This window comes from Bradyrhizobium sp. CFUWI (assembly GCF_056429085.1).
In genome coordinates this window covers 1-586 of record NZ_JBWJZE010000138.1, presented here as the reverse complement: position 1 = coordinate 586, position 586 = coordinate 1, and the positions used below count along the sequence as shown (strand labels likewise).

The 586-nt window shown below is 69.5% G+C and carries 1 pseudogene; it reads left to right on the top strand.

Annotated elements, in window-relative coordinates:
• Positions 1 to 586, top strand: a pseudogene (locus tag AC066S_RS39085) (hypothetical protein); the annotation flags it as partial.

Genomic DNA, 586 nt, shown 5'->3' with positions numbered 1-586 from the left:
ACATCAAGGCCGTGCGGCCGGAGATCCGCATCATCGGCGTGCAGATGAACGATTCCGATGCCATGGCGCAGTCGGTGGCGTCGGGCCGCCGCGTGGCCCTGTCCGACGTGGGCCTGTTCTCCGACGGCACGGCCGTGAAGCTGGTGGGCGAGGAAACCTTCCGCGTGGCGAGCGGGCTCGATTCGATGGTGCTGGGCGAGGCGCAGATCCTCGGCCAGATGAAGGACGCGGTGCGCGCGGCCGAGACGGCCGGCGCTTTGGGTACCACGCTCAACCAGCTCTTCCAGCGCAGCTTCGCCGTCGCCAAGGAAGTGCGCACCAGCACCGAGATCGGCGCCCACAGCATCAGCATGGCCGCCGCCGCCGTGCGCCTGGCCGGGCAGCTGTTCGAAGACCTGACCGAGATCCGCATCCTCTTCGTGGGCGCGGGCGAGATGATCGAACTCGCCGCCACCCATTTCGCGGCCAAGAACCCCAAGGGCCTGGCGATCGCCAACCGCACGCTGGAGCGCGGCGAGAAGCTCGCGACGCGCTTCGGCGGCGAGGTCATGCGCCTGGCCGACCTGCCCGACCGCCTGCACGAGTT